The sequence below is a fragment of the Citromicrobium bathyomarinum genome, from assembly GCF_038594605.1.
GTDB lineage: Bacteria > Pseudomonadota > Alphaproteobacteria > Sphingomonadales > Sphingomonadaceae > Alteriqipengyuania > Alteriqipengyuania bathyomarina_B.
The window spans coordinates 1397823-1414015 of sequence record NZ_JBCFZM010000001.1 but is presented as its reverse complement, the minus strand read 5'-3'; the positions used below and the strand labels follow the sequence as shown (position 1 = coordinate 1414015).

17 protein-coding genes are annotated in these 16193 nt (G+C 65.9%); 9 read left to right on the top strand and 8 right to left on the bottom strand.

The features are described 5' to 3' along the window. Nucleotides 1-35: 35 nt before the first annotated feature. Together AAG612_RS06820 and crtD are read right to left on the bottom strand one after the other, a co-directional pair. The gene (locus tag AAG612_RS06820; RefSeq protein ID WP_342508529.1) at nt 36-752 is read right to left on the bottom strand and encodes a hydroxyneurosporene dehydrogenase; all 717 of its coding nucleotides are present in this window, start codon (nt 750-752) and stop codon (nt 36-38) included. 119 nt (nt 753-871) lie between these two features. After that, nucleotides 872-2449: a 1-hydroxycarotenoid 3,4-desaturase CrtD gene (crtD, locus tag AAG612_RS06815; protein WP_342508527.1), complete on the bottom strand. Its 1578-nt coding sequence runs from the start codon at nt 2447-2449 to the stop codon at nt 872-874. 61 nt (nt 2450-2510) lie between these two features. Here crtD and AAG612_RS06810 point away from each other — a divergent pair, with 61 nt between their 5' ends. The 9 genes from AAG612_RS06810 to pufM all read left to right on the top strand — a co-directional run bounded on the left by AAG612_RS06810 (nt 2511) and on the right by pufM (nt 11192). Further along, a complete protein-coding gene (locus AAG612_RS06810) occupies nt 2511-3629 on the top strand; it encodes a methyltransferase (protein WP_342508525.1) in 1119 nt (372 codons plus the stop codon). 112 nt (nt 3630-3741) lie between these two features. Beyond that, nucleotides 3742-4677: a chlorophyll synthesis pathway protein BchC gene (bchC, locus tag AAG612_RS06805; protein WP_342508523.1), complete on the top strand. Its 936-nt coding sequence runs from the start codon at nt 3742-3744 to the stop codon at nt 4675-4677. Next, nucleotides 4674-5669 (top strand): chlorophyllide a reductase iron protein subunit X, encoded by a 996-nt coding sequence (locus AAG612_RS06800; RefSeq protein ID WP_342508521.1) that lies wholly within the window; start codon nt 4674-4676, stop codon nt 5667-5669. Before bchC ends, AAG612_RS06800 begins: the two co-directional genes overlap by 4 nt. A gap of 5 nt (nt 5670-5674) precedes the next feature. Further along, nucleotides 5675-7219, top strand: a complete 1545-nt coding sequence (gene bchY, locus AAG612_RS06795; protein ID WP_342508519.1) for a chlorophyllide a reductase subunit Y — start codon at nt 5675-5677, stop codon at nt 7217-7219. Nucleotides 7220-7283: 64 nt separating this feature from the next. Then, nucleotides 7284-8744: a chlorophyllide a reductase subunit Z gene (gene bchZ / locus AAG612_RS06790; protein ID WP_342508517.1), complete on the top strand. Its 1461-nt coding sequence runs from the start codon at nt 7284-7286 to the stop codon at nt 8742-8744. A 124-nt stretch (nt 8745-8868) separates the two neighbouring features. Continuing rightward, on the top strand, nt 8869-9033 hold the full coding sequence (gene pufB / locus AAG612_RS06785; RefSeq protein ID WP_115491449.1) for a light-harvesting antenna LH1, beta subunit: 165 nt from the start codon (nt 8869-8871) through the stop codon (nt 9031-9033). A 79-nt stretch (nt 9034-9112) separates the two neighbouring features. Further along, entirely contained in the window at nt 9113-9301 is a 189-nt protein-coding gene (gene pufA, locus AAG612_RS06780; protein ID WP_342508513.1) for a light-harvesting antenna LH1, alpha subunit, read from the top strand. 124 nt (nt 9302-9425) lie between these two features. Then, nucleotides 9426-10250: a photosynthetic reaction center subunit L gene (gene pufL / locus AAG612_RS06775; protein WP_342508511.1), complete on the top strand. Its 825-nt coding sequence runs from the start codon at nt 9426-9428 to the stop codon at nt 10248-10250. Between the two features lie 15 nt (nt 10251-10265). Continuing rightward, a complete protein-coding gene (gene pufM / locus AAG612_RS06770; RefSeq protein ID WP_342508509.1) occupies nt 10266-11192 on the top strand; it encodes a photosynthetic reaction center subunit M in 927 nt (308 codons plus the stop codon). Between the two features lie 134 nt (nt 11193-11326). Here pufM and AAG612_RS06765 read toward each other — a convergent pair whose 3' ends face one another. The 6 genes from AAG612_RS06765 to chlG all read right to left on the bottom strand — a co-directional run bounded on the left by AAG612_RS06765 (nt 11327) and on the right by chlG (nt 16156). Beyond that, entirely contained in the window at nt 11327-11860 is a 534-nt protein-coding gene (locus AAG612_RS06765) for a hypothetical protein (protein ID WP_342508505.1), read from the bottom strand. A gap of 81 nt (nt 11861-11941) precedes the next feature. Then, on the bottom strand, nt 11942-12208 hold the full coding sequence (locus AAG612_RS06760; RefSeq protein ID WP_342508503.1) for a hypothetical protein: 267 nt from the start codon (nt 12206-12208) through the stop codon (nt 11942-11944). Nucleotide 12209: 1 nt separating this feature from the next. Next, nucleotides 12210-12689 carry a TspO/MBR family protein gene (locus AAG612_RS06755; protein ID WP_342508501.1) on the bottom strand — a complete coding sequence of 160 codons (480 nt, stop codon included), beginning with the start codon at nt 12687-12689 and terminating at the stop codon, nt 12210-12212. A gap of 13 nt (nt 12690-12702) precedes the next feature. After that, complete coding sequence (locus AAG612_RS06750; protein WP_342508500.1) at nt 12703-13920, bottom strand: geranylgeranyl diphosphate reductase; 1218 nt, start codon at nt 13918-13920, stop codon at nt 12703-12705. Beyond that, nucleotides 13917-15254 carry a BCD family MFS transporter gene (locus AAG612_RS06745; protein WP_342508498.1) on the bottom strand — a complete coding sequence of 446 codons (1338 nt, stop codon included), beginning with the start codon at nt 15252-15254 and terminating at the stop codon, nt 13917-13919. The genes AAG612_RS06750 and AAG612_RS06745 overlap by 4 nt, the downstream gene beginning before the upstream one ends. Then, nucleotides 15254-16156 (bottom strand): chlorophyll synthase ChlG, encoded by a 903-nt coding sequence (gene chlG / locus AAG612_RS06740; protein WP_342508496.1) that lies wholly within the window; start codon nt 16154-16156, stop codon nt 15254-15256. The genes AAG612_RS06745 and chlG overlap by 1 nt, the downstream gene beginning before the upstream one ends. Nucleotides 16157-16193: the final 37 nt, after the last annotated feature.

Below are 16193 nucleotides of genomic sequence, written 5' to 3'. Positions count from 1 at the left end.
GACAGGCTCACCACGAAGGGTTGCAATCAAAGGTCTTACGCCACCCGCGGCATCCGGTAGGGCAGCATGAATTGCACCACCGGCGACGCGAAGCGCCTGAGGTCGAGGCTTTCCTGCACCGCGACCACCTCTTCGCCGAACAGGCGCGATCGGAGCGTGGAGCGCGCGTAGAAGGGCGAATCCTCCCATGTCTTGATGACGCTCGCATGCCCCCGGTCGCCGCGCGTCTTGCGCTCCATCTGCCAGAGCGTGCTGGGCAGCGGCGCGGCCAGCGGCAGCTCCACCTGCTGCGGCAGGCCATAGGCATCGAAGCGGATCGCGCTGGCGAAATGCGAACCATCGGCGCGCTTGCCTTCGTAGCAGACCACCGCGCCTTCGCTGAGATGCGCGCGCGACCAGTGCCAGACGTCGAAGCCATCCTCCAGCGACTCGGCGCCGAAGTTCGAATCGAGATAGGCGCGGCCCGTCCAGCTCAGGTCGGGCTCGTGCATATCCACCTCGATCCGTGCGCGCGGCGCGAGGCAGTGCCAGATATGTTTGCCCGCCGGATCGAGCGCGAAGCTGACGGGGTTGAGCGCTTCGGGGTGTACGCGAATGCGCCCGCGCACCCGGCGCTGCCAGGGCACGCCGAGCCGCTTGTCGCGCTCATCGATGTCGATCTCCAGCGCAGTGCCGGTCCAGCGCACGCTGCTGGGCCCCAGCACCAGCGTATCGCGGCTCAGCTCTACATCGGCGCCTCCGCGCTCGGTCATCGCCCAGCGTGCCTTCGGGCCATAGAGCGCGACGTTGAGCGATGCGTGGTTCAGCGGATCGCCGCGCCCGCTCGCCTTGTAATAGGGGGAGAAAACGCTGCCCAGAAAGGCGATGATGGTCAGGCCGTGGCGCCCGTCCTTGCTGATCGCGTCGACATACCACCAGCCATACCCGCCGGGTGGGACTTCCGCATCGAAGCGAGGCGCGCCATCGCTGCGCGCGCTCCGATCTGCCCGGACAAGGCTGCCATCGGCACGCCCGCGCCGGGATGGGTGCTCCCCCCGACGCAATAGAGCCCAGGGATCCGCGTGGCTGCTCCCTGCCGCAGGAAGGACGCCGCCCATCCGTGCGAGGCCCGTCCATAAAGGGCCCCACCCGTCGAAGGGAACAGCGCTTCGAAATCCGCCGGAGTGACCAGTTGGTGCGGAAAGTCGGGCTCCAGCTCCAGCCCGCAGCGGGCGAGGCTGCGCGTCATGGCTTGCGTGCATTGGTCGAGCTCCTGTTGGGTAAAGGTGTGGGAATCGCCATTTGCCGGGGCGTTGACGATCACCTGAAAGCGCTCCCGCCCGCCATCGGTGGCGGGTGAGGCGCCGGTGCGGGCGACGTCCGCATCGCGGTCCTGCGCGCAGACATAGACGCTCGGGTCGGCGATCTGTTGACCGCTGCCGGTGGCGCGGAATTCGGCAGCGTAATCGGGCGAGAAGAACACGTTGTGGCGCGAAAGCGGGAAGCCGCTGGTCTTCGCATGGGCCAGCCAGACGAGCGCGGAGAGCGAGCGGCGGCCCTGCGGCGTCTTGCCGACCGCGCGCCGCGCCGCCTCGCCGAATTGCCCGTATGCGAGCGCGGCAGGGTCGGCATTGCACAGCACAGTATCGGCAGCGATACGCTCGCTCCGGCGAAGGACGACGCCGGATACGCCATCGCGATCCGTCTCGATCCGGGCGACGCCCTCGCCCAGCCGGAAGGTCGCTCCGTTGGCCTCGGCCAGTGCCTTGAGCGCTTCGGCCAGCGCGCTCATCCCGCCATCGATCAGCCAAACACCCTTCGCCTCGACATGCGCGATCAGCATCAGCGTGGCGGGCGAGTCGAAGGGCGAGGAGCCGCAATAGGTGGTGTAACGGCCGAACAGCTGGCGCAGGCGCGGGTCCGCGAAATGCTCGCCCAGCACCTTCCACAGGCTCTCGTAAGGGCGGATCGCGGCTAGATCGCCGACCCGGGTGAGGCCGATCCGCTGCATCAGCGGCAGCGGCCAGAAGACCTTGCCCTGCCGCAGCAGGCTTTCGTCGAGGATGTTGTAGATGCGGCGCGCCTCTGCGCGGAAGTTGCGATAGCCGCGCGCGGCCTCGGCCCCGGCAAAATCGCCGATCGTTTCCTCGCTGCGAAGCGGATCGGCGAACAGGTCGAGCCGTTCGTCGGGGGTCCACGCATGGCGCGCGATGACCTGCGCGGGTTTAATGTCGAGCGCGGCGCGCAGGTTGCTGCCGCAGGCGCGGAAGATATCCTCGAATACCTCGTGCAAGGTGAAGACGGTGGGGCCCGCATCGATCGCGCCGCCATCGACCTCCAGCCGCCGGGCCTTGCCGCCGACCTGCGGTTCCTTCTCGATCACGGTGACGTCGCAGCCGCGCGCGGCAAGCAGCGCTGCGCTGACGAGCCCGCCGATCCCTGCTCCGATGACGACGACCTTCTCAGCCATCTGCGCGCTCTCCCACAAGACGATTGCTATTTACATAGCATCTGTCCAACAAACTGGACAAATGGAAACGGGTCAAGGCCAATCATCGGTCGAGCCGCGTGGGCTGAAGGTTCGCCTGCGCGGCTGGCGCAACCGGATTATCGGCAGCCGCGCCTTCCAGCGTCACGCTGCGGCCAATCCGTTTCTGCGCCCGATCGCAAGAGCGCGTGCGGGTGCTCTGTTCGACCTTGTGGCGGGCTTTGCTTACTCTCAGGTGCTTTTGTGCACGGTTGAGAGCGGTTGTGTGCAGCGCCTGGGAGAAGGGCCTGCGTCGACCGCGGAGCTGGCCGATCTTGCCGGGCTTTCGGGCGAGGCGACGCTACGCCTGCTACGTGCGGCGGCGGCGATCGGGATCGCGGAAGAGGTGGCAGAGGGCTGGTGGATGCTCGGCCGCCATGGTGCCGCGCTCCACGGCAACGCGGGTGCGCTGGCGATGATCCACCATCACAAGCTGCTCTATGCCGACCTCGCCGATCCGCTCGCACTGCTGCGGAAGGACCGCGCCGAGTCGACCGCGCTGTCGCGCTTCTGGTCCTATGCGGGGGCCGAGAAAACGGCGGAAGAGGGCGAGGCGGGTGCCTATTCGCAGCTGATGGCGGCCTCGCAGGCGGCGGTCTCGGACGAGGCGCTGGCGGCCTATGATTTCTCCCGGCATCGCTCGCTGCTCGATGTCGGCGGTGGGCATGGCGCGTTCCTCGATGCGGTAGGCATGGCGCATCCCGGGCTCCGACTCGGCCTGTTCGACCTTCCGCAAGTCGTCGCGCGACTCGAGGCGGGCCGGGTGGCGGTGCATTCCGGCAGCTTTCTCTCCGACGATCTGCCGCGCGGCTACGACTGCGCCTCGCTGGTGCGCATTCTCCACGATCACGACGACGAACCCGCGCTGCGGATCCTTGCAAACATCCGCGCTGCGCTGAAACCCGGCGGAACCCTGCTGATCGCTGAGCCAATGTCCGGAACGCCCGGCGCGGAGGCAATGGGCGACGCCTATTTCGGCCTCTACCTCTGGGCCATGGGTCAAGGCCGCCCCCGCACCGCCCGCGAGATTCACGCGATGCTGCGCGAAGCGGGCTTCGCGCGCAGCCGCTCGCTCGCCACGCGACAGACGCTGATCGCGTCCATGATAGTCGCCCATGCCTGACAACTAATCTGTCATGCAGAATTGACACTACGTCACGGTAGGCGTAGCTGACATGTGGGCTATCCCACCTCCGGGTGGCGACGGACCGACCAAGGGGAGAGGAACCGGACCAATGGATACGATGGCCGTCACACTCGAAGGACCGGGGCGCTTGGCGCTTAAGCGTCTCGAGTTGCGGGCGGTCGAGGCGTCCGACGTGGTGGTGTCGATCCATTGGAGCGGCGTCAGCAGCGGCACCGAGAAGCTGCTCTGGACCGGCGAGATGCCGCCATTCCCGGGCATGGGCTATCCGCTGGTGCCCGGTTACGAATCGGTCGGCCGGATCGTCGATGCCGGACACGACGCACAAAGCCGCATCGGCGAGTGGGTCTTCGTCCCCGGCGCCAACTGCTACACCGATGCGCGGGGCCTCTTCGGCGGTACCGCGCGGACGCTGATCGTCCCCGCCGCACGCGCACTGCCGATCCCTGAGTCGCTGGCCGAACAAGGCGTGCTCTTCGCGCTGACTGCGACCGCGCGCCACGCGCTGGCTGGCGGCCACGCGCCCGATCTCATCATCGGTCACGGCGTGCTCGGGCGACTGCTCGCGCGCATCGCCATCGCCAACGGCGCGCCCGCACCCACGGTGTGGGAGGTCGATCCGGCCCGCACGCATGGCGCGCAAGGCTACGATGTTGTCCATCCCGAAGCGGATTCGCGCAGCGACTATCGCAGCATCTACGACGTCAGCGGCGATGCCTCGCTGCTCGACACGCTGGTGACCCGGCTGGGCAAGGGCGGCGAGATCGTGCTTGCAGGCTTCTACCGCGACCGGCTGGGCTTCGATTTTGCGCCCGCCTTTCAGCGCGAGGCTCGGCTGCGGATCGCCGCCGAGTGGCAGCCCGAAGACCTCGCTGCGATGCAATCCCTTATTCAAACCGGCGCGCTGAACCTTGCCGGCCTCGTCACCGACGTGGCCCCGGCAGGCGATGCGTGCGCCGCCTACCCCACTGCTTTCGAGGACCGCGATTGCCTCAAGCTGGTGCTGGACTGGAGCGAACTTGCATGACCCACCTCGACCAAGCTTCCGCCGTAGACGCCCTGCGCGAAGAGGCCGCGATCGAGCCCGATCCGGTGCACGATGGCGAGGTGACCAAGCAGACGCAGGTCATCGCAATCTACGGCAAGGGCGGCTCGGGCAAGAGCTTCGCGCTGTCCAACCTCAGCTACATGATGGCACAGCAGGGCAAGCGCGTGCTGCTGATCGGGTGCGATCCCAAGAGCGACACGACCAGCCTACTGTTCGGCGGCAAGGCCTGCCCGACGATCATCGAAACCTCCTCCAAGAAAAAGCTCGCAGGCGAGGAGGTCAGCATCGAGGATGTCTGCTTCCAGCGCGACGGCGTGTTCGCGATGGAGCTGGGCGGGCCCGAGGTCGGCCGCGGCTGCGGTGGGCGCGGGATCATCCACGGTTTCGAACTGCTCGAGAAGCTGGGCTTCCACGAATGGGGCTTCGACTACGTGCTGCTCGATTTTCTCGGTGACGTGGTGTGCGGCGGCTTCGGACTGCCGATCGCGCGCGACATGTGCCAGAAGGTGATCGTGGTCGGCTCGAACGACCTGCAGTCGCTTTACGTCGCCAACAACGTGTGCAAGGCGGTCGAATATTTCCGCTCGATGGGCGGAAATGTCGGCGTCGCCGGGATGATCGTGAACAAGGACGACGGCACGGGAGAGGCGCAGGCTTTCGCCAAAGCGGTTGACATCCCGGTGCTGTGCGCGATCCCCGCGAACGAGGAAATTCGACGCAAGTCGGCCAATTACCAAATCATCGGCAAGCCCGGTGGCGAATGGGCCCCGCTGTTCGAGGAGCTGGCGATCAACGTCGCCAATGCCCCGCCGCAGCGGCCAACCCCGCTTGAGGGCGATGGCCTGCTCGACCTGTTCAGCCCCGAGGATACCGGCGGCAACGTCCAGCTGATCCCGGCCACGCAGGCAGATATGCGCGGCGGCTCGTTCGAACCCAAGCCGAGCCTCGAAGTGGTTTACGACGAGGCTTGATGGACATGAGCGAAGCCATCACTCCAGACCTACGCGCCGCCGACCGGCTCGATCTCGGTAAGCCAGATGAAGGCGGCTGCGCGAGCGGCGACACCATGCGTGAGGCTGCCCGCAAGGCTGGCAAGAGCGAGATCCTCGACCAGTATGCGCGCGACTATCCGCTCGACGAGGCCAAGCAGGGACCGCACGACCAGCCGCAGAGCATGTGCCCGGCTTTCGGCTCGTTGCGCGTCGGCCTGCGGATGAAGCGCACCGCGACCGTCCTTTCGGGCAGTGCCTGCTGCATCTACGGCCTGACCTTCACCTCGCATTTCTACGGCGCGCGGCGCACGGTCGGCTACGTGCCCTTCAGCTCCGAAACGCTCGTCACCGGCAAGCTGTTCGAGGATATTAAGGAAGCGGTCGAGCAGCTCGCCGACCCGGCGCAATACGACACGATCATCGTCACCAACCTGTGCGTGCCCACCGCCAGCGGCGTACCGCTGCGGCTGCTGCCCGACCAGATCAACGGCGTGCGCGTGATCGGCATCGACGTGCCCGGCTTCGGCATCCCGACCCATGCCGAGGCGAAGGACGTACTGGCAGGCGCGATGCTCAAATATGCGCGCGAAGAGGCCGAGGAAGGCCCCGTTGCGCGGCCCGACGGCCCGGCACAGGATCGCCCCACGGTATCGTTGCTGGGCGAGATGTTCCCCGCCGATCCGGTCGGCATCGGCATGATGCTGGAGCCGCTGGGCCTCGCCGCGGGGCCGGTGGTCCCCACGCGCGAGTGGCGCGAGTTGTATAGCGCGCTCGACTGTGCGGTCGTTGCTGCAATCCATCCTTTCTACACAGCCAGCGTGCGCGAGTTCGAAGCTGCCGGGCGCAGCGTGGTCGGTTCGGCTCCGGTGGGGCGTGAGGGGGCTGCCGCCTGGCTCGACGCCATCGGTGCAGCTTGCGGCGTGGCGCAAGACAAGGTCGATGCAGCCAAGAACGCGTTCCTGCCCGCCATCACCGGCGCGCTTGCCGCAATGCCGGTCAAGGGACGGATCACGGTCTCGGGCTACGAAGGCTCCGAATTGCTGGTTGCGCGGTTGCTGATCGAAAGCGGTGCGGATGTTCCCTATGTCGGCACCGCCTGCCCGCGCACGAAATGGTCCGATCCCGACCGTGCGTGGCTGGAGGCCAAGGGCGTGCGCGTGAACTATCGCGCCAGCTTGGAAGAAGATATCGCGGCAGTCGAGGAATTCGGCCCCGATCTGGCCATCGGTACGACGCCGGTCGTCCAGCATGCCAAGCAGAAGGCGACCCCTGCGCTCTACTTCACCAACCTGATCTCGGCCCGTCCGCTGATGGGTCCGGCAGGCGCAGGCAGCCTGGCGCAGGTGGTCAATGCCGCGCTCGGCAACAAGGCGCGCTTCGACAAGATGCGCGACTTCTTCGAAGGCGTCGGCGCGGACGATAACGCGGGCATCTGGCAGGAGACCCCGGTCGACCGCCCGCAGTTCAAGAAGAAATTCGCCGCTCAGACGGCTGCCGCGCTCAAGGCGGCAGAGGCGGTGGGATCGTGACCCTCGTCCTCGATCACGGTGCTCTTCGATTCGTCGCGATCTCGGGTTTTGCGGGAGGCGAGGTATGACCCTCGTTCTCGATCACGACAGGGCGGGTGGCTATTGGGGCGCGGTCTACACGTTCACGGCGATCAAGGGCTTGCAGGTCGTCATCGACGGGCCGGTCGGGTGCGAGAACCTGCCGGTGACATCGGTGCTCCACTATACCGACGGCCTGCCGCCGCACGAATTGCCGATCGTCGTCACCGGCCTGGGCGAGGAAGAGCTGGGCAAGACCGGCACCGAAGCCGCGATGAAGCGGGCGTGGAAAACGCTCGACCCCGAATTGCCCTCGGTCGTGGTGACGGGCTCCATCGCCGAAATGATTGGCGGCGGTGTGACGCCCGAAGGCACCACGATCCGCCGCTTCCTGCCGCGCACGATCGACGAGGACCAGTGGGAAAGCGCCGACCGCGCATTGAGCTGGCTGTGGACCGAGTTCGGGCCGAAAAAGATGCCCAAACCCAGGGAGCTGAAAGAGGGCGAAAAGCCGCTCGTCAACATCATCGGCCCCGCTTACGGCATGTTCAACATGGCGAGCGACCTCGCCGAAATCCGCCGTCTGGTCGAAGGGATCGGGGCAGAGATCAATCTGTCCTTCCCGCTCGGCAGCCATCTGGCCGACATGCGCAAGCTCGCCAATGCGCAGGCCAATGTGTGCATGTATCGCGAGTATGGCCGCAACCTGTGCGAACTGCTGGAGCGGCCGTTCTTCCAGGCGCCGATCGGGCTGACGTCGACCACGAAGTTCCTGCGCGCGCTGGGCAAGGAACTCGGGCTAGACCCCGAGCCGTTCATCGAGCGCGAGAAACACACGACGATCAAGCCGTTGTGGGACCTGTGGCGCTCGGTCACGCAGGATTTCTTCGGCACCGCCAATTTCGGGATCTGCGCGAACGAGACTTACGCGCGCGGCATCCGGTACTTCCTCGAAGACGATATGGGGCTTCCGTGCAGCTTCGCCTTCGGGCGCTGTGCCGGAGTGAAGCCGAAGAACGAAGACGTGCGCGCCGCGATCCACGCCAACCCGCCGCTGGTGGTGTTCGGCAGCTATAACGAGCGGATGTACATGGCCGAGGTCGCAGGGCGCGGCCATGGACCGCAAGGCCAGTTCATTGCCGCCAGCTTCCCCGGCGCCGCGATCCGTCGCCACACCGGCACGCCCTTCATGGGTTATTCGGGCGCGACCTACCTCGTGCAGGAGGTGTGCAATGCGCTGTTCGATGCACTGTTCCACATCCTGCCGCTCGGCTCCGAAATGGACAAAGCAGACGCAACGCCGGCGCGCAAGCAGGCCGAATTGCGCTGGGAGCCGCAGGCCAAGACACGGCTAGACGCGATCGTCGAAGCCCAGCCCGTGCTCGTCCGGATCTCGGCTGCCAAGCGTTTGAGGGACGCCGCCGAAGCGGCCGCCCGCGGGGCGGGGGAGACGGTGGTGACCGCCGACCGGCTGGCCGACGCCCTGCTCGAAGGGGCCGCCCGGTGAGGCGCGCGGCCCGACCATCCGCCCGGCGACGGGCCAAGCAATTCGCGCGATGGACCGTGTCCTCTCGCGGATACCGCCGGGGCAGCAATGCCCCACTATGTCCAGCAAGTTTGGAGATTGATCAATGAACGATCCAACACCTGGCGACGATCGCTTCGGTCTGCGCACCTACCTGACGCCGGAAGAAGCCAAGGAATTTCACAAGATTTTCATGGGCTCCTTCATCGGCTTCACGGGGATCGCCGTCCTCGCTCACATCGCGCTGTGGGCCTACAAGCCCTGGCTCTGAGCGATCCGTCATGCCTTGGCCGGCGCGTGCGCGCGCCAGCGAGCGCTAACTGCCGTAACCACATGAAAGGAATTTAAAAATGTGGAGAATCTGGCTCATTTTCGATCCGCGCAGGGCGCTGGTTGCACTCTTCGTGTTCCTGTTCGTTCTCGCGCTGCTGATCCACTTCATCCTGCTCAGCACCAACCGGTACAACTGGCTGGATGGCGCAAGCGCCGCTCCGGCGACGACTGCTGCGGCGGTCGAAGGCCCGGCGACGACGGGCTAGCGACCCGCCCGACGTGACGGGGGCGGGTTTCTCCGTCCCCGCAGCCGGCGCCGCATGCGCGGCCCGGTGAGTAATCTGGGATGAACCTGCAAGACCCGCCACTGGGGGCGGGAAGGATGGACCTATGGCGCTCCTGAGTTTCGAGCGGAAATATCGCGTGCGTGGCGGCACCCTGATCGGTGGCGACCTGTTCGATTTCTGGGTCGGTCCATTCTACGTGGGCTTCTTCGGCGTTACGGCGGCGATTGCTGCGTTGCTGGGCACGCTCCTGATCTTCGCCTCGGCTTCCCAAGGGCCAACCTTGAACCCATGGCTGATCTCGATCGATCCGCCACCCATCGAAGCGGGGCTTGCCGCCGCCCCGCTCAATGCCGGGGGCTACTGGCAGATCATAACCGTATGTGCGCTGATCGCCTTCGTCTCATGGGCGTTGCGGCAGGTGGAGATCTGCCGCAAGCTGGGCATGGGATACCACGTGCCGGTCGCCTTCAGCTTCGCAATCCTGGCCTATGCCACGCTGGTCGTGATCCGTCCGATCTGGCTCGGCGCATGGGGGCACGGCTTTCCCTATGGCATCTTCACCCACCTCGATTGGGTATCGAACACCGGCTATTCCTACGTGAATTTCCATTACAACCCGCTGCACATGGTCGCGATCACGTTCTTCTTCACGACCTGTCTCGCGCTTGCGCTGCATGGTGCGCTGGTCCTGTCGGCAGTCAACGTGCCCAAGGGCACCGAGGTCAAGTCGCCCGAGTACGAAGACACGTTTTTCCGCGATTTCATCGGCTATTCGATCGGCACCGTGGGCATCCACCGGCTGGGGCTCCTCCTGGCGCTCAACGCCGGGTTCTGGAGCGCGGCGTGCATGATCCTTGCCGGGCCGCTGTACCAGGGCAGCTTCCCCGAATGGTGGAGCTGGTGGCGCAGCATCCCGATCTGGTCCTGAGGAGGGTACTTCGTCATGCCACGCTACCAGAACATCTTCACCCAAGTGCAGCTCGAAGGCCCGGCGGAAATGGGCATCGACCTGCCCTTCGCCGACGAGCCGCGCATCCCGCTTCACTGGAACGCCCACTGGTTCGGCAAGCTCGGCCAGGCGCAGTTCGGGCCGATCTATCTCGGCTGGCTTGGCCTCGCCTCGCTGCTCTTCGGCTTCATCGCGATCGAGATCATCGGGCTCAACATGCTCGCCTCGGTCAACTGGAGCCCGCAGGCCTTCGTGCGCGAGTTCTTCTGGCTCTCGCTCGATCCGCCGGGGCCCGAGTACGGCTTCCAGCCCTTCGTCCCGCTGGCCGAAGGCGGCTGGTGGATCATGGCTGGGTTCTTCCTGACCACGTCGATCCTGCTGTGGTGGTTGCGGACCTATCGCCGCGCCAAGGCGCTGGGCATGGGGCTGCATGTCACCTGGGCTTTCGCGAGCGCGATCTGGCTCTATCTGGTGCTCGGCTTCATCCGCCCCGGCCTGATGGGCAGCTGGAGCGAGGCGGTGCCCTTCGGCATCTTCCCGCACCTCGACTGGACCAACAACTTCTCGCTGATCTATGGCAACCTCTTCTACAACCCGTTCCACTGCCTCTCGATCGCCTTCCTTTACGGTTCGGCACTGCTGTTCGCGATGCATGGCGGCACCATCCTCGCGGTCGGTCGCTATGGCGGGGAGCGTGAGATCGAACAGATCACCGATCGCGGTACGGCTGCGGAGCGGGCCGGCCTGTTCTGGCGCTGGACCATGGGCTTCAACGCCACGATGGAATCGATCCACCGCTGGGCCTGGTGGTTCGCGGTGCTGACCACGCTGACCGGCGGGATCGGCATCCTGCTGACCGGCACGGTGGTCGACAACTGGTACCTGTGGGCGCAGGAGCATCACTACGCCCCGCCGCGCTGACCTGCTACGAAGGCAACAAGAAAAAGCCCGGCCATCGCGGTCGGGCTTTTTCTGTATCGGGACTGAGTGGCGGCTCTCCGGGAGACTGAAGCGGCTTATTGATATTCGACTATGGGGTGGAAAACGGTCCCCTTTCAGGAGCAGTCGATGCCACGCAATTGGAGGGTCCGGCACACACGGTCTAACACAAACTCATTGTCACTTTCGGCAACAAAATACTGACCAGTTCGATAGGCGGCCAAACCGTCCGGAAATGCATAGATGGAGTCAGAGATATTTCTTACCGTGCCTTCCAAGTAGTATCCGTAGCCCTCCAAACCATCTTGGCTCCGTTCCCATACAACAGGCCGTTCGCGGAGCCAATTTTGGAACCGCTTGCGCATTCGCTCAAGTGCAGGAAACCTCGACGCACCCCTCCAAAGGAAATGAACTTCTCCAATTGTCCAGAGTGACGATTTCCGAATTTTAGGATTGTAGATCGAAACGAGAGGCGATCCTGTTGCGTCAGGGCTACCATCTTCGTTGTGGGCTAAGGGACCGTACTGGCGATAGAATAGCAATATCCGCTCAGCGTTTTGATGCTCTTCTGCTGTTTCCGCCTGTGATCTGAACCAATCTAAGACATCGAGCTCATGTGGAGCAGACATGAAGTGATAAGTAGTCGCCATATCCCATTCCCATCACCCATCGAAATGTCCGCAACGGGGTCGTTAGCTGACGGTCAGGTTACTGAACAATTCTCGCCCAATTCAGACTTTCCCAGCAAACCGCATCCGCAGGTCCATCGCATGAAGCGGGAAGGCGAGGGCGATCGGAAACGAGACCCAGTACCATTCTGCCCCGGTCAGCGCGGCGCGCAGGCCGAGCATCATTAGCGCGGCGGGGCCGAGCAGGCCAGCGATCGCGCCGATGCGCCAACCACGGCTCGCCAGCCACAGCGCCTCGAGCGCCAGCACGGCCAGTACGATGTCCGCCGCATGCCCGCTGGCGAACAGCGCCTCCATCGCATCGGACACGTCAGAACGGCCCGTTGAGCTCGACGATGCTCCAGTTGAGCGCGCCCGCGATGCTCACCCACACGATGTACGGCACCAGCGCGATCGCGGCGAAGCGCGAATAGCGGGCGCAGAAGAGGATCAGCGCACCGACCGAGAGCCACAGCAGCAGCAGCTCGGCAAAGGCCCAGTCGGGCCGCTGCATGCGGAAGAAGATCAGGCTCCACAGGATGTTGAGGAATCCGTTGAGCGCGAACAGTCCGATGACGGCATCGGCGACGCGCGAATTCGGTGCCGCGCGCCACGTCGCCACCGCCGCTACCGCCGCCAGCGCGAAGATCGCGGTCCATGCGACAGGGTAGAGGAAATTGGGCGGGGTCCAGTCGGGCTTGGCGAGCGATTGGTACCAAGGCCCCAGATCGGTGATCGTACCGCCCAGCATCGCAACGCACAGCGCGGCGATGCCCGCCACGATCATCGGCAACAGCCAGCTGCGAGCCATCAATATGCATCCCTCACGCGGCGGCCTTCAGGCCCAGAAGATGCGCGCAATCCTTCAGGAAAATACGGACATGGGCAATGGGTTTCGCACGCACGAGCCGCTTGTTCATGTAGGCTTCCCACGTCAGCTGCTGCACGTCGCGATCGGCGCACATGGTCACGAAACGCTCGCGGCGCTTGTCGCTCGAATACCAGAAGTGCTGCATCATCCCGAGGATCCAGAACACCTTCCCGTGCTCGCGCATGAAGCTTCGACGCGCCTGCCTGAGCGTAGCGGGCTGCCCGGTCGCGAGGAACTGTTCGGCCGCCCGCGCCACGCAGCGCCCGCCCATCATCGCGTAGTAGATGCCTTCGCCCGATGCGGGCGCTACCACCCCGGCGGCATCGCCCGCGACGATTACGTCCGCGCCATTGTCCCAGCGTTTGAGGGGCTTGAGCGGGATCGGCGCGCCTTCGCGGCGGATCGTCTCGCAGGAATCGAGGCCGAGGTCGCCGCGCATCCGAGCGACCGCACCGCGCAGGCTGAAGCCTTTGTTTGCGCTGCCCACGCCGACGCTGGCGGTCTCGCCATGCGGGAAGACCCACGCGTAGAAATCGGGCGAGAGATGGCCCTGGTAGAACACGTCGCAGCGCGATCCATCGAAGGCGTCCTTGTCATAGCCCGGCGTATCGTTCGCGGGCGACTTGATGATCTCGTGATAGGCGAAGACGCATTTCATCCGCTCCGCCCCCGCGATGTTCTGTGCCGCGACCTTGGAGCGCGCACCGTCCGCGCCGATGACCAGGCGCGTGCGGATTTGCTGCATCTCGCCGTCGCGGCTTTCCTTGTAGCAGACGCTGGTGCCTGCCTCGTCGCGCTCGATCCGCTCGAACGTGCCGGTGCGTCGCTCCGCCCCTGCTTCGGCCGCACGGTTGCGCAGCCATTCGTCGAACACATCGCGGTCGACCATGCCGACATAGCCGATTTCGCCCACCGGCATGTCCACCTTGCGGTCCGATGGCGCAATCATCCGGGCCGAGCGCGCGCGCGCGACCAGCAGCGAGTGCGGCACTTCGAAATCCTTGAGCAGCCGCGGGGGCACCGCGCCGCCGCACGGCTTGATCCGGCCCGCGCGGTCGAGCAGCAGCACGCGCCGCCCGCCATCGGCAAGGTCCTTGGCGATGGTGGCACCGGAAGGGCCGCCGCCGACCACCACCGCGTCGTAGATCGCATCCTCTGTCGCTATGCTCATGCCGTTGCCACTCCCCCCGAATGTGCCGGTGCCTTGTGCGTCGCCTGCACCGCCAGCGCGGCGGCGAGGATGAACAGGCAGGCCTCGATGGCGAAGATCAGCTGGAAGGCCGCACCATCCTGACCCGCTACGCGCCGGGCAACATCGACGCCCAGCGCGCCGCCCAGTCCGCCGAGGCCGAAGGCGATGGCCTGCGCTGCGCCCCAGACGCCCATGCGCACGCCCTCGCGGGTCTTTTCGCCCGCGCCGGCCAGCCCCATCATCGCGCCGATGGCGGAAACCGCGAACACGCCGTTGCAGAAGCCCAGCACGAAGACATTGGCGGCAAGCGGCCAGCCCGGCCCGGCGAGCGCCGCCATCGCCAGACCTGCAAGCGCCAGGCCCGAGCCAGCGCAACTCGCGACGATCCACAGGCGCAGATCCACCGGCAGACGCCCTGCAAAGGCGCTGCCACCGACGCCGGCGAGGATCATGCCAAGCAATACGCCGCCATGCTGGAGCCCCGAAAGGCTGGTCGATTGGCCCGGCGTCATCCCGAAGACGAGTCCGGCAAAGGGTTCGAGAATGAGGTCCTGCATCGAATAGGCGAGCATCGAGACGAAGATCAGCACGGTGAAGCGGCGCGCAGCCGTTTCCTGCATGATCTCGCGCAGCGCCTCGGCAAAGGCGGGCGCTTCGCCGCGATCTTCGCTGTCGAAGTTCGCCATTGCGCGCGGTTCGAGCCGCCAGATGGCGAGGCAGGCGACGGCAAACGCGCTCAGCGCAACGCCACTCGCCACGCTCGCCAGCCGTGCTTCGCTGAACGGGTCGAGCAGCGCACCGGCCACACCTGCCGCGATCACGATCCCGGCGATCATCATCGTCCAGGTCACTGCCGCGGCTGCCGCGCGCCGCGTCGGTGCGACGCCCGAGGCCAGCAGCGCGAGCATCGAGGTGCCCGCGGCGCCGACGCCAGCGCCGATCATGGTGAAGGCAAGCACCGCCAGCGTTCCGCCGAGCACCGGCGTTTCGGGCATCATGCTTGTCGCACGCACCGCGAGCAGCGCGCCGCCCGCCAGCACCGCCATGCCGCCGACGATCCACGGCGTACGCCTGCGTCCCCGGTCCGATCCATGGCCCCATAGCGGGCGCGCGAGCTGCACAGCGTAATGCCATGCGACCAGCCCCGCAGGGATCGCCGCGGCGAGGGCATATTCGACCACCATCACCCGGTTGAGCAGCGAGGTCGCCAGCATGACGATTGCACCGATCGACGCCTGCACCAGCCCGAGCCGGATGATCGCGAGCCAGCCAAGGCCCCTCGCATCGGGCGCAGACAAGGCGTTGGCGTCCATCAGACATATCCTCCCAGGCCTAGTCCTGCGGCGAGCATGCCCAGCACGTAGAGCGTGACGCCGGTCGCCCCATACCATGGCGCATGCTTGGCCGGATCGCGGACCAGCCGCGGCATCAGGGCAAACTGTCCGATCAACAGGCATGCGACGATTCCTGCGGAGAGCCAGTGTCCCCACATCATCAGCATCGCGATAATGACGGCCTGTGCCCCGGCCATCGTGGCGCAGGCGAGCAGGCTCGCGTTGCGCACGCCCAGCGTGACCGGGAGCGAGCGCAAGCCGGTCACGCGATCGCCCTCTACCGCCTTGAAATCGTTCAGCGTCATGATGCCGTGCGCACCCGCCGAATAGAGCAGCAGCACGATCAGAACCGATGCTGAGGGCATCGCGCCCAACATGACCGTGGCGCCGGTGAACCAGCTCAGCCCCTCATAAGTCAGGCCGACCGTCGCCGGGCCCCACCAGCCGCTCGACTTCAAACGGAAGGGCGGGGCGCTGTAGGCCCAGGCAAGCGCAAGCCCGATGGTTGCCGCGCCCAGCACCAGCGGCCCTAGCGCGAGGGCGACCAGCAGCGAAAGGGCGGTCCCGATGATCGCGATGTAAAGGCCCCAGCGGCCTGCCACGCGGCCCGAGGGGATCGGGCGGTTCGGTTCGTTAATGGCGTCCACGTGCCGGTCGAACCAGTCGTTGACTGCCTGGCTCGTCCCGCACACCAGCGGCCCTGCCAGCAGCACGCCGCAGGCGACCAGCAACCAGCGCCCGTCGACCGCTACGCCAGACGAGACGACCCCGACCGCGAAGGCCCACATCGGCGGAAACCAGGTGATCGGTTTGAGCAGCGCGAGGACATCGCGGGCCGCGGGCGGCGGCGACGTTCCGGGTAAGGGCGCCGAACGTTCCATGCCAAACAGGGTATGCCTCGGCGGAAGGTCCGTCAAA